Genomic DNA, 13142 nt, shown 5'->3' with positions numbered 1-13142 from the left:
AAAAAGTCTAGGTATTTTTTCTGCTATTTATTTCTAATAAAACAATAATAATCCATCCGAGTTAGATAAAAAAACAATTTGTAACTTTTTTGTAATGAAAGTAGACAAAGAATAGATAATTGCCACTAAAAAAAGTAGTTCACGAAGAGTCAATTATAATATTTTATGTTATAATTGATATGTATATGTCATATTTGCTTATCATATACAAACACATTCATTTTTAGTTTGGTAATAAATCTTGATTTAGAATCGACTGAAAATGAGGGGGTAGACAGATGATGGTGTGCCTGCCAGCATTTGTCGAAAATAAAATATAAAAAGAAGGAGGACCGCATTCAAGGTGAAACAAACTTATCATAAAGTGTCTCATGCTCTGATGACTTTGCTGCTTTTGGTATCAACCTTTCTTCCCTTGTTAAGCTCAAGTCCTAGGGTTTCTGCTGCAGAGTTAGGTGAAAGTGATTATCAGCTAACTACAGATGTCACTATTAATACTAATCCTTTAAAGGATACAGGCTACGGTGAAGGTAAATTTTACATTGCTCCGACCTATACATTTGCAGATAGCAAAGTATTAAATAATGGTGATACCATGGTTTATCGTGTTCCATCACAGTTCAAAATTGAGCGAACTTTGGAGGAAAACATAAGTGCACCGGATGGTACTGTTGTTGCCAAGTTGGTGACAGATCCTGTTACCAATACAGCGACCATTACAGTCACAAATGCTGAGTATTTTGCGAAAATGCCAGATACCAAGCGTATTCAATCTTCTTTCACAGTGGTTTGGGCTGATAATATGCCTTATGATCAAGAGCAAGAAGTTAATTTCCCAGGTGCTAGAACCTATAGGCTGAAGCGTATCAAGGTTGATGAAGAACCTCAGGGGTATTCCAAGTGGGGTGTTCAGGATTCTAAGGATCCAAATTACGTCAACTGGCGTATCCGTGTCAATCGTGATGTCCAAAATCTTGGTCAAGTTGTCATTGAGGACGCTATTCCAGAAGGTCAAGAGCTGGATGAAGATTCAGGGATTACAGGTTACTACTTTACTGAGTGGGAAGGTGCTTCTGGCACACGTCAATCCTTTAATCCGAGCCAGATTGTGACAATCACTGACTCCAATCATTTCACAGTTAATGCTGGGGATTTGAGTGGAAGAGGTATTTATGTTATCTATCGGACACGTTTGACAGAGCCAGTTGATAAGGTGACCAAAAAAGCCTTTAACGATGTAACCGTTACGGCTAATGGACAAAAGATGCCAGATTTAGTATCACGTCCATTTGCACCTTTGACAACTCTTGATGGTGTCGGGGAAGGTACCCGTTCGGATGAAGTTATCTTCAAAGTCAAAAAGGAATTGACTGGCCGCAATTTGGCAGATGGTGAATTTACTTTTGATTTGATCAATAAGGATGACAACGACAAAGTTGTTCAAACGGTAACAAACAAAGATGGTGCCGTAACCTTTAAGAAACTTCGTTTCAAAAATGAGGGAACCTTTAACTATATCATTCGTGAACGAGCAAGCAATCTGCCAGGTGTGACAAACGATGCCAATTCAGACATCAATGTCAATGTTACTGTAACAGATAACAATGGCGTTAAGACAGCAGCGGTTACCTACGACCGTGAGGCTTTCACCAATACATACAAGTTAGAGCCAACAAGTGCAGCAATTACCGCTAAGAAACTTCTGGATGGTAAAGCACTTGAAGCTGGTAAGTACACTTTCAAGCTGACTGAAGTTGGCGGAAATAACGTGGAACTTCAAGCAACAAATGACGCCAATGGTAATATCAAGTTTCCTGAAATCAACTATGATAAAGAAGGGACTTATACCTACAAGCTGACAGAAGTAGCTGGAAGTGAAGCTGGAGTAACATATGACAGTGCAGAACATACTGTGACTGTCACAGTGACTGAAAACAATGCCAAGTTGGAAGCTGCTGTTACAGACAACAATCCAACATTCACCAACAGTTATAAAGACTATGGTGTCAGCTATGAGTTTCTCAGCTCTAACCCAGCCTATCCAAACCTACCAAAAGAAGTAACTGATTTGCTTCCAGCAGATACTAATCGCTACACTAGTGGTACTAATGTAGACGCTAAGCAGCCTGCTCAAACAAGTGTTACAGTTACTGAAGGCACATGGACTTTCGAAGGCTATGCAGAAACGAATGCACAGACTGTTGCGGATAAGGACCTTAAATTTACTGGTAAATGGAATTTCACTCCAGCACCGAAATATAAGGCAACTTATGAATTTGTAAGTGCAGATCCGAACCGTAGCTTGCCAGCAGAGGTGACAGATTTGTTGCCAACTGATGATAATAGCTACACTAGTGGTACTAAGGTAGATGCTAAACAACCTGCTAAAACAAGTGTTACAGTTACTGAAGGCACATGGACTTTCGAAGGCTATGCAGAGTCAAATGCACAGACTGTTGCGGATAAGGACCTTAAATTTACCGGTAAATGGAATTTTACTCCAGCACCGAAATATAAGGCAACTTATGAATTTGTAAGCGCAGATCCGAACCGTAGCTTGCCAGCAGAAGTCACAGCATTGTTACCAAATGATGCCACTGAATATGCAGACGGTGCTGCTGTTCAAGCGGTTCAGCCAGCTAAGAAAACTGTTGAAGCAAGTGATGGTACTTGGAAATTCCTCAAATATGACGCAGATAGTAAAACTATTGCAGGCGCAGATGTCAAATTTACAGGCACATGGACATTTGAAGCTAGACGTCCACAAGGACCAGGTACACCGCCACCTTCTTCAGGTTCGACACCACCACCGTCATCATCTGGTGATAAACCAGGCGGTTCGACTGATGGAACCCCAGGTAATTCGTCAGATAAAGATGGAAAAGATGTTACTGGATCAGCAACTGGCAAAAAAGTTTTGCCGAAAACTGGCAGCGAAACATCTATCTTTGCGGTAGCAGCAGGATTTGCTCTGATTCTTTTATCAGCTCTTGTCTATCGTTTCAAAAAAGCTAATTAATATTAGCCAAACGAATCATCTCAGCTAGCTGAGATGATTTTTTCTTGTCTTTGTCACCATCTATTTTTGATAATATGCTGAAGATTAAACTTATAAACTCTAAAATAAGCAGTCATTCAAATCGATGTTTTTTCGATGGCTGATATTTGCTAAGCTTGATTTTACAGTCAATGAATACTTGAAAATAAAAGTGAATTCTTGTTTTATAAAGAAGATTTGTTATAATAAAATAAGAAAAAGTTTCTTTGTTTAAAGGGAGATGTTGATGAAAAATAAGAAGTTTAAGGTGATTCCTTTTTTGCCCCTAGTTTTGTATCTACTGGTGTATCTGTACGGTTATTCAGGAATTGAGCCAGAGCCAGGGGTTGCTTATGGTTATCTTTACCTTTTTCTTTTTTTAGTTCCTGTTGTCATTGCTTATTTTGTAGTTTCTGTTATGAATTTTGCAACACTGATGGGGGAAGTTACTTATTTATTCAAAGGACAGCTGCTAGGGCATCTCTATCGGCTTTACTTTTCTATCTTTTTCTTTTCGATTTTGTTTTGCGGTCTTAATTATTATCAGTTGATAGCTCCATATGGTCCTCAGATGAAAATTAGTGCTGGAGAAGCTTATAATCCCCTAGCACCTTATGCCATTCCTCTCTTGCTTTTTCTCTTAGGATTGTTAGGCAATCTCTTCTTTTGGGAGTTGAAAAAGATTGAAGTTCAGGAGGAGAAAGAGTAGAAGTACGGCGATAGTAATTGAGGAATTTTTATTGTTGTTAATCAGTAAAAGCCTGCTGAAAATCTATTTGCTCAGGCTTTCTTTGTGCTATAATAAAGAAAAACGATGAGGAGTCATTCATGAATCAAACTGTTCAATATTTACAAGAATTAACGGATATTCCTTCCCCAACAGGCTTTACGGCTGAGGTGGCAGATTATCTGGTGAAAACGCTGGGGAAAATGGGTTATGATCCTGTCCGGACCAATAAAGGCGGCGTTCATGTTGTTGTTAAGGGTGAAAATGATGCCCAGCATCGGGTAGTGACTGCCCATGTGGATACACTGGGGGCTATTGTTCGGGCTATTAAGTCTGACGGTCGTCTCAAGCTGGATCGGATTGGTGGTTTCCCTTGGAACATGATTGAAGGAGAAAACTGTCTGGTCCATGTGGCTAGCAATGGTAAGACTATCAGTGGGACTATCTTAGTTCACCAGACTTCCTGCCATGTCTATAAGGATGCTGGGACGGTTGAACGTACTCAGGACAATATGGAAGTTCGTTTGGATGAAAAGGTGACAAGTGAGAAAGAAACTCGCGATTTAGGAATCGAAGTTGGTGATTTTATTTCCTTTGACCCCCGTACCACTGTTACCGAATCAGGCTTTATCAAGTCTCGCTTTCTGGACGACAAGGTCAGCGCAGCTGTTTTGCTCAATCTTTTACGAGTTTATAAAGAGGAAAATATTCAGCTTCCGGTGACGACTCATTTTGCTTTCAGTGTCTTTGAAGAGGTTGGTCATGGGGCTAATTCCAGCCTGCCGGCGCAAGCGGTAGAGTATTTGGCGGTTGATATGGGGGCTATGGGTGACGATCAGCAGACAGATGAGTATACGGTTTCCATCTGTGTTAAAGATGCTTCGGGGCCTTATCACTACGGCTTCCGCCAGCATTTGGTAAATTTGGCTAAGGAGCAGGACATTCCTTACAAACTGGACATCTATCCATTTTACGGATCAGACGCCTCTGCAGCTATGAGCGCAGGAGCAGAAGTCAAGCATGCTCTGCTAGGTGCCGGCATCGAATCCAGCCACTCTTATGAACGTACCCATATTGATTCAGTTGTCGCGACAGAGCGTATGGTGGATGCATATCTAAGGAGTGGCTTAGTTGAGTAGGTGAACTTCATTCTATCTTATTGGCGGGGATTTTTATGTAATGTCAATTCTATAGAAAACAGGAGCTCTTCCTCAGCTATCTCAAAGGCTAGAAACTTAAAAACCGATTCGTCAGTGCACTGCGAATCGGTTTTTAGTTTGTTATATGTAAGAAAATTGATTACCTAACACTCCAGACACTTACTGATTTTTCCTCCACAGGGAATTCTCCCCAGCCTTGGTCGTCAATAGTTACGATTTGGGAGCTGTTGCCCAGATAGTCGCTGAATTCTCTGCCAGCCCATTCTGGACCGACAAACATAGATTTGCTGGTTGCTTGGTCATTACTGATAAGGACAGCGATTGGCTGACCGTTGTCCTTGCCTTGGCGGGTCCATCCGATACAGTTGGCTTCGTCGAAGTAGTCGGTCTGCTCGCCATAGGCTAGATTGAGGCGGATGTCTAGGAGTTTATCCAGTACCTCTTGAAAGCTCTCTTGTGCAAATTCTCCTCTAATGCCATAGTAGTCTCCGTAAAAGACGCAGGGCAATCCAGCTTCTCTTAGAAGTATGAGAGCATAGGCCGCAGGCTTGAACCATTCTTCGACGGTAGACTCCAGGGCCTGCCCTCTCTGAGTATCGTGGTTGTCCACAAAGGTTACAGCTGATTCGGGGTGATTTTTTGCAAGTGTCTGGTCAAAAATAGTTCGCAGGTCATAGTCTGCTCCAGATTTGCTGGCATCAAATAAATTATGATGAAGTTTAACATCGACTAGGTCAAAGCGGTAGTCAATATTTTCTAGATAATCATTATTGGCCTTCTCATCGCTATTCCAAAATTCCCCAAAGACATAGAAATCTTCACCGTATTTTTCAGTAATATCGCGGATGAAATTCTTCATAAAGAAAGAATCAATGTGCTTGACAGCATCTAATCGAAAGCCATGTACACCAGTGCTTTCAATAAACCAATGAGCCCAGTCGTAGAGATTTTGGATGACTTCGGGGTGTTTGAAATCAATATCCGCATACATCAGGTAATCGTAGTTACCATTCTCGTTGTCTACTAGCTCATCATCTGCCCAACCTTTATTGTCCCCTTGAATGAGGAAAATGCCTGACTTGTTGTTTTTTGCATCATAGTCAGTGCCGGTGAAGTGGTACCAGTGCCATTCGAAGTCATTGTAGGTTTTATTGCGGCCTGGGAAGACAAACTTAGTCCAGCCTTTGATTTCGAAAGGTTCTGACAAAACCTTTGTGCGGTCGTTAGGATCAACTTCAACGACAGTAAAACGCTCTTTGTAGTCAGCTGCGGCCTTGTGATTGAGAACAACATCAGCAATAGCTTCGATACCGTTCTGGCTAAGTGCTTCAATCGCTCGGAGATATTCTTCTTTCAATCCATACTTTGTGCGGACGGTCCCTTTTTGGTCGAATTCTCCCAAATCAAAAAGGTCGTATACACCATAGCCGACATCATTAGAGCCCGTTCCTTTGAAAGCTGGCGGCATCCAGACTTTGCGAATTCCTTTCGCTGCTAAGTTTGGTGCATCTTCCGTCAAGCGATTCCAATGCTGACCGTCATCTGGCAGATACCATTCAAAATACTGCATTAAAGTTTGGTTTTCCATATAAATTTTCCTCTTCATTCTCACTGATTGGCTTTATTGTACCAAAAGAAGCAGAAAGGCGCAATCGTTTGCGTCTTTCTGCTTCTATAGATATTTTGACATCTTTCATAGATAAAAGATAGAATAGATTGAAATAAAAGCGCTTACATATTATAATGGACTTATTATAAAAGATTTTATCTAAAGAAAGGTGTCTTTATGAGAAAGAAAAGACTAGTTACATTACTCCTACCAAGTTTGTTACTTGCACCTTTGGTATTGGCGCAAGCTGTTCAGGCGGATGAGGCGACTCAAGCTAGCAGCGAGCGCACGGACAATCTCAAGACAGAAACAGTTGCAAAGGCTTCTGAAACTGGCTCCAAGGACCAAGAGTCAACGGCAGTAGAAACTTCAAATCAGACTTCTTCAGAAGATTCGGTGCAGGAAAAGCAAGACAAGGCACCGCTTGCGGCTGAGGGAACGGTACCTAGCCTTAGCCCAGCGCAGGAGCAGGAGCAGGAGCTTCTTGCTTTGGCTAAAGATGTCAGCTCAGCACCTTCCGCTGCCTCAACTGCTGTGAAAGGTCAAGATTTATCTGCCTATACCGGCGGTCTTTCAAATCCTTCACTCTCAGATAAGGAAATAACCCTGCAGGAGGCTGTAGATGAATTGCTCAAGTGGGCAGCAGTCAGTGATTCGCAGTTGGGGAGCAGTGCCGAGGATAGAGCAAATCTAGCAAAGAGTCTGCGGATGATTGAAAAAGAGGCTGATTTGACAGCCAGTGTCCAGGGTGCTAATCTGCAATCTATGTATTCGGTTGCCAAGCGACTGCATGATGCTTATCGCTCTGAAAAGAAAGAGCTCCTCTTTTTGAATGGACGTTCACAGCCAATTTTTCCATATAGTAGTGGTGAAGACAGATATGAGGAGTATACTTATGAAGGCAGTGAGATTGTTCGTTTCCCAGTCTATGTAGAGACTGACTACGATACGGATGGTGACGGTAAGCGAGATTTAGTCAAGGCTATTGTGCAGCTTCCTAAAGCAGCTGCTAAGGGTGATTATAAGGCTGCGACAATCTTGGAAGCTCGTCCCTATGTCGCTGGAACCTTGGACGAAGACCATGTGACGCTGGAAAGTCTCAATCTGCCGACAAACGGTTCTTATGACATGAAGAGCCTCCGCAATCAGCCAGCTAAGCGTCAGCCAGTTTCTAGCATGAGCAGTATTGATGCAGCAAAAAGAGCAATGTCATCGGATTGGTATTACTACAGTCCATATGAGGGGATTTATGACTATGAAAACTTGAACTGGTATGATTATTTCCTCGTCCGGGGCTATGCCTTTGTTTCTAGCGCTGGTCTAGGAACAAAAGGTTCTGAAGGTTTTAATACAACTGGCTCTGATTTAGAAATTGAAGCATTTAAAAATATTGTCGAATGGGTCAATGGTAAACGAACGGCCTACACAGACAGGACTAATAATATCGAAATCAAGGCCGACTGGGCTAATGGAAAAGTCGGTATGACTGGTCTGTCTTGGGCTGGTACGACAACTTTCGGTGTGGCAACGACTGGCGTTGAAGGCTTGAAAACCATTGTTCCAGCAGCTGGAATTGCCAGCTGGTATGATTATTTCAATAGTCAAGGGTCGGCTTACACCAATCCGCCCTACAGTGATTTATCTTGGCTGTCGCTCTATGTTGCTACACGGTTGCTAGATCAAAAAGACTGGGCTGCTATCAGTAACAAGTATGCAGACTACATTAATCAGTTAAATAAGGACCAGAATGCCCACGGCCGCAATTACAGTCTGGTCTGGCAGGAGCGGGATTACACGCTACATCCAGAAAAGATAAAGACCAGTGCCCTGCTAGTTCATGGTTTGAATGATGACAATGTCAAAACCAAGCACTTTGAGCTCATGTATGATGCGCTAAAAAAAGCCGGTCAAGATGTGAAACTTTATCTTCACCAAGGGAATCATATCAATCCTGCTGCCGTATCTAGAGGCTTTGGTATTACAGCTAACAAGCAAGATTTTTATGACTTACTCAATACTTGGTTCTCTCATTACCTCTATGATGTAGAAAATGATGTCAGCAAACTTCCAGCTGTTTTAGCGCAAAATAACTATGATCCAAATAAATGGACCAGTTATGATGATTGGAAAAGCAGTAATCGCTTGATTCTGATAGCTCAGTCCAAGCGCTTAGAAGAAACGATTTCCAGTGACTACGCGGGAGCGGGAATTGATACCAGCAAGCGTGATGAAGCGGTTAGCAAAGCTTCTTCTAAAGCTAATTTGACCTTTATGACAGATGTCAAAGAGGATATGACCATTAAAGGACATATCCCAGTCCATTTCAAGGCAGCTCTGGCAAAGTGGGGCGGCAGTAATCTGCAGGTCAATGCCCTCCTAGTAGATGTATCAGACCAAGAGTTTGATGTGGTTGGAAACGGCGCAGCCAGTGATGAAAGTCAGAAAGACGGCTTTTGGATGGGCAGCAATCTCAACAATATGGATATCAAAAATTTTGCGACTATCAAAACCAAATACAAAGTCATTGCAAAAGGATGGGTCAATCTGGCTAATCCAGAATCGGGCTATACACCGTCTAGCTCGCAAAATAGTATTGATCCTCAAATTGGTCAATTCCATGACTATACAGTCTATTTGCAGCCTAATCTCTATACGGTGAAAAAAGGTCATAAGCTGGCTCTGGTTTTCAACACGTACGACCCAAGCGACCTCACGATTGATCGTCAATATGAAGTAACTTTCAAGACGGACTCCATCAGTGCGCTAATACCTACTTTGGAAGCTAGTCGTTTGCAAAAGGCGAACTATATACCGAATGCTCTTGATACAGCTTATGCAGCTCTACCAGAGATTATTGGTGCCAAATTAGTTGCACCAGCAATTTTAGAAGTTCCTGAGTATATCTTAGATAGCGAAGAAGGCGGAGAAGTTCCGTCAGTTCAGTTGGCGGTTCACTATGCAGAACATTATGATCAGGCAGTAGGAAAAGTTCAGAAGATAAGCAAGCAGCAAGCTCCAGCTGCCTTACCTGAAACTGGCAGCAATTCAGATAAGGGAATCCTACATCTTGGCCTGACTCTGCTGGTCAGCACACTAGGCTTATCTAGTTTAGCAAAGAAATACTCACAACGTTAGTGGTTCTGTTCAAAAAGCAGCTAGAACTTCATAGTTAGATGAAGTTCTAGCTGCTTTTAGCTTTATCTTGTATCCGACCTTAGGCAGAGACGAGACAAAAAGCCGCAAAAAGAGTATACTAATCTGTATAGAAATCGGTAAAGGAGCTCTCTTATGATTGAATTTAAAGATGTCACTAAAGTTTATGAAGGAACGGTAGCTCTCAATCAGCTGAATCTGACCTTGCAGAGCGGAGAAATCGTCGGTCTGATTGGTCACAATGGCGCCGGGAAATCTACTACCATTAAGTCATTGGTCAGCGTCATCAATCCAAGCAGTGGACAGATTTTTGTGGATGGGAAAGAATTGTCCGCTAATCGTTTGGAAATCAAGAAAAAAATTGGCTATGTAGCTGATTCACCTGATTTATTTTTGCGCCTAACTGCCAATGAGTTCTGGGAGCTGGTAGCGACTTCTTACGATATGACAAATGCTGAAGTAGAAGAGCGGTTGGGAAATCTGCTCCATATTTTCGACTTTGGCTCTCATCGGTATGAGGTCATTGATTCATTTTCTCATGGGATGAGGCAAAAAGTCTTCGTCATAGCGGCACTTTTGTCTGATCCGGATATTTGGGTTCTGGATGAGCCGCTGACAGGTCTTGATCCGCAGGCAGCTTTTGACCTCAAGCAGATGATGCGGGAGCATGCAGATAAAGGAAATACAGTTCTCTTTTCAACCCACGTCTTAGAAGTTGCAGAGCAGCTCTGTGATAAGGTGGCCATTCTCAAAAAAGGAAAATTGATTTTCTACGGAACAATTGAAGAACTAAAAGGCCAACATCCAGAACAGTCTCTTGAAACCATTTATCTTGGTCTAGCAGGCCGCAGAGAAGAGGTGAGTCCTGATGCGCATTAAAGCTATAAAAAAACTCGTTGATATCAACATCCTCTACGCCATTCAGCCGTCTCAGCTGCAGCAGTACCGCAAGATGCAAGCTAAGAATCCTGAGCGCAAGGTCAATGTATCGCTGAAGGCCATCCGCATGTATCTGATCTTAGGACTGGTCTATCTCTTTCTTTTCGGCTTGATGGGCTCCCTGAACCAACTGGTTGGCAATCCGGGCCTCTTTGCCAATTTGGTTTCCGCTTTTGCTCTCTTTTCTATGTCTCAGGGCTTTCTGGTTTTTTACAATGTCTTTTATGAAAGCAAGGACTTGCAGTCTTATCGTCCCTACGCTTTTAGCGAAGCAGAAATCATCGTCGGCAAAAGCATTTCGGTTATTCTGACCTTGCTGATTGCCATTCTGCCTATGTTCAGTTATTTCTTGGTTCTGGCTTTTCAAGGTGGCAATCCTTTCTTGGGCCTGCCTTTGGCTCTGCTTGCTATTCTGATTTTAAGTTCGGTCATCACCTTTCTGATTTTGATTGCTGTCCATTTCATTACCAAGACAGCCTTTTTCAGGAAGTACAAGACCATCCTGTCCAATGTCATTCTGGCTCTTGTTTCTGTCGGATCCTTTTTCCTCTATTTTATGATTAATCAAATGAACAGCAGAAGCGTTGTAAATCGTACAGAGGTCAAAGCTTTCTTCCCGCCAGTTCAAGCCTTTTATGATTTTATCCTTCATCCTTTTCATGCAGCTTCCTTGCTGGGATTTTTGGGATGGGTGGCAGTTGCGGCTCTTCTATTTTTTATCGTAAAGACCAAGGTGATTCCAGAGTTTTATGAGGCGGCTCTCATGACGGGTTCTTCAGTAGGAAAGCGGGAGCGCGTGCATGACATCAATATTGCGGAAGCAAAAAATCTCAAAAAGTTTGTCTGGCGCTACAATATCAGGCTCTTGAGCGAGGGTTCTGTCATTATGCAGGCCATCTTTATGTCGGCCTTTCTCCCTTACATTGTCATTTTCAGTATGGGAATGGGGATGATACAAGGCGGCCTGTCTTTGACTTCTTATCTGGGACCGCGCTTTCTCTTGCCAATGATGGCTCTGGCTGTTTTGATTGCAACGCTAAACTCAGGCGGCAGCAACCTTACGGCTATTGGGATTTCTCTGGAAAGGGAAAATTTTGATTATCTCAAGGTTCTCCCCTTTGATTTGAAGCAATATATTCGTCTGAAGTTTTGGCAGATCTTTGCCGTCCAGTCTATCCTGCCTCTGACCTTGCTTTTGATAACCAGCCTTGTTTCCGGTATGCATCCAGTGACTTTCTTGGGCATGGTGATTGTTTGGGCCTTGATCAGTCTGATGTGGAGTTCTTGGGGTTACTACCGAGACTATAAGCATCTGGTGACTAATTGGTCCAATGTCACAGAATTGATGAGCCGAGATAATAATATGGTGAAAACTCTCTTAGCCATCGCTCTGATTTTAGGAATGTTGATTGTCATTACTCTTCTCTTCTTTATATCCAATGTTCTTGCGCCTCTGGTAATTTATATGATAGTGGCTCTAGTTTTAGCTGGTTTAGCTATACTATCTTATCTAATCCACAGACACTACATGAAGAAGCTGAATGAAGAGTTAGCAGTATTTTATTAAACAAGCATCAGGAAGTTGAAAGACTTTCTGACTTTCTGATTTTTTGACTGTAAAAATAACAGCTCTGTACATTTGCAGAACTGTTATTTGTTTTTCTTTATTTTTTCTACATCCAGTGGCATGAAAGTCGCCATGACTCGACCGATAAGTTTAGGTTCTTCCTCATGTGGGATAAACTTATCACTGTATTTTTTATTAAGGGAAATTAAGCGAATTCCTGTTGGATCATTGAAAACCCTTTTGATAATGGTTTGGCCGTCATAGTCAATAGCATAGATAGCGCCAGCAAGCTCGAAATGGGTCTGCTTGATTAGCGCTACGGAATCTCTCGGATACTTGGGCTCTAACGAGTCAGTTCGTACCCAAAGTGCAATATCGTAGTCAATTTCTCTGTTCAGCCAGACTAAATCAGCTTGTTCAGGCTTATGCTGAGAGAGATAGTAATTCTCATAGACCAAGTAGGGGAAGTAGTCATCCTTTAAGCTGGCTTGTGTTTCTTGCTCAGTCAGGCTAGCTTCCAGTAGCTTTAATCCTTTCTCCTGTCTGTCTTGATCAAGTTGCTGATAAATACGATTTAAATCGGGAAATTGTTGAGGGATGTCAGCAATTAGGCGGTAACGAGGGTCGATTTCTTCGACCTCTACCTCAAAAAATATTGCAATTTTTTCTAGATTGGCTGCAATAGGCAGAGATGTCCCTTTGATATAGCCAGTCAGTGTACTAGCAGGAATACCTGTTTCACGAGATAGCTCAACCTGTTTTTTACCTGTTTCCTTGAGAAGTTCTTTGAGTTTTTTAGAAATGAGAAGACTTGCTTCCTTATCTTGGGGGCTTGCGGCGCCTCTTCCTCTGGCCATAATATCAACTCCTTTACTTGGTTTTATTATAGCGAATTAAATCGAAAAAGTAAAGGATTAGGTTAATTATTTGAGCCTAATCCTTTACTTTTT

At 42.1% G+C, this 13142-nt stretch carries 8 protein-coding genes; 6 read left to right on the top strand and 2 right to left on the bottom strand.

Going from position 1 to position 13142, the window contains the following annotated elements; all coding sequences use genetic code 11:
* Positions 1-343: 343 nt before the first annotated feature.
* The 3 genes from J1C81_RS06815 to J1C81_RS06805 all read left to right on the top strand — a co-directional run bounded on the left by J1C81_RS06815 (position 344) and on the right by J1C81_RS06805 (position 4903).
* Positions 344-3019 (top strand): SHIRT domain-containing protein, encoded by a 2676-nt coding sequence (locus J1C81_RS06815; RefSeq protein WP_002915371.1) that lies wholly within the window; start codon positions 344-346, stop codon positions 3017-3019.
* Between the two features lie 259 nt (positions 3020-3278).
* Positions 3279-3746 (top strand): hypothetical protein, encoded by a 468-nt coding sequence (locus tag J1C81_RS06810; RefSeq protein WP_002915369.1) that lies wholly within the window; start codon positions 3279-3281, stop codon positions 3744-3746.
* A 119-nt stretch (positions 3747-3865) separates the two neighbouring features.
* A complete protein-coding gene (locus J1C81_RS06805; protein ID WP_002915368.1) occupies positions 3866-4903 on the top strand; it encodes a M42 family metallopeptidase in 1038 nt (345 codons plus the stop codon).
* A 160-nt stretch (positions 4904-5063) separates the two neighbouring features.
* Here J1C81_RS06805 and J1C81_RS06800 read toward each other — a convergent pair whose 3' ends face one another.
* Positions 5064-6530 (bottom strand): alpha-amylase, encoded by a 1467-nt coding sequence (locus tag J1C81_RS06800; protein WP_002915367.1) that lies wholly within the window; start codon positions 6528-6530, stop codon positions 5064-5066.
* 180 nt (positions 6531-6710) lie between these two features.
* Between J1C81_RS06800 and J1C81_RS06795 the strand changes: the two genes are divergently transcribed.
* From J1C81_RS06795 to J1C81_RS06785, 3 genes are all read left to right on the top strand, one after another.
* Positions 6711-9668 carry a CocE/NonD family hydrolase gene (locus tag J1C81_RS06795; RefSeq protein ID WP_002915366.1) on the top strand — a complete coding sequence of 986 codons (2958 nt, stop codon included), beginning with the start codon at positions 6711-6713 and terminating at the stop codon, positions 9666-9668.
* 153 nt (positions 9669-9821) lie between these two features.
* Positions 9822-10565, top strand: coding sequence for an ABC transporter ATP-binding protein (locus J1C81_RS06790; RefSeq protein ID WP_002915365.1), 744 nt, complete (start codon positions 9822-9824; stop codon positions 10563-10565).
* Positions 10555-12192 carry a hypothetical protein gene (locus J1C81_RS06785; protein ID WP_002915364.1) on the top strand — a complete coding sequence of 546 codons (1638 nt, stop codon included), beginning with the start codon at positions 10555-10557 and terminating at the stop codon, positions 12190-12192. Before J1C81_RS06790 ends, J1C81_RS06785 begins: the two co-directional genes overlap by 11 nt.
* An 83-nt stretch (positions 12193-12275) precedes the next feature.
* On the opposite strand, the gene J1C81_RS06780 is transcribed toward J1C81_RS06785, so the two are convergent.
* Positions 12276-13049, bottom strand: a complete 774-nt coding sequence (locus J1C81_RS06780) for an XRE family transcriptional regulator (protein WP_002915363.1) — start codon at positions 13047-13049, stop codon at positions 12276-12278.
* Between the last annotated feature and the right edge of the window lie 93 nt (positions 13050-13142).

The organism is Streptococcus sanguinis, from assembly GCF_050225395.1.
GTDB lineage: Bacteria > Bacillota > Bacilli > Lactobacillales > Streptococcaceae > Streptococcus.
This window is presented reverse-complemented; position numbering and strand designations above follow the sequence as displayed.

What these genes read in the sequence shown, in the direction of transcription:
- J1C81_RS06810 (WP_002915369.1), top strand. Translation starts at nt 3,279, where the DNA reads ATGTTGATGAAAAATAAGAAGTTTAAGGTGATTCCTTTTTTGCCCCTA.
- J1C81_RS06805 (WP_002915368.1), top strand. Translation starts at nt 3,866, where the DNA reads ATGAATCAAACTGTTCAATATTTACAAGAATTAACGGATATTCCTTCC.
- J1C81_RS06800 (WP_002915367.1), bottom strand. Translation starts at nt 6,530, where the DNA reads ATGAAGAGGAAAATTTATATGGAAAACCAAACTTTAATGCAGTATTTT.
- J1C81_RS06795 (WP_002915366.1), top strand. Translation starts at nt 6,711, where the DNA reads ATGAGAAAGAAAAGACTAGTTACATTACTCCTACCAAGTTTGTTACTT.
- J1C81_RS06790 (WP_002915365.1), top strand. Translation starts at nt 9,822, where the DNA reads ATGATTGAATTTAAAGATGTCACTAAAGTTTATGAAGGAACGGTAGCT.
- J1C81_RS06785 (WP_002915364.1), top strand. Translation starts at nt 10,555, where the DNA reads ATGCGCATTAAAGCTATAAAAAAACTCGTTGATATCAACATCCTCTAC.
- J1C81_RS06780 (WP_002915363.1), bottom strand. Translation starts at nt 13,049, where the DNA reads ATGGCCAGAGGAAGAGGCGCCGCAAGCCCCCAAGATAAGGAAGCAAGT.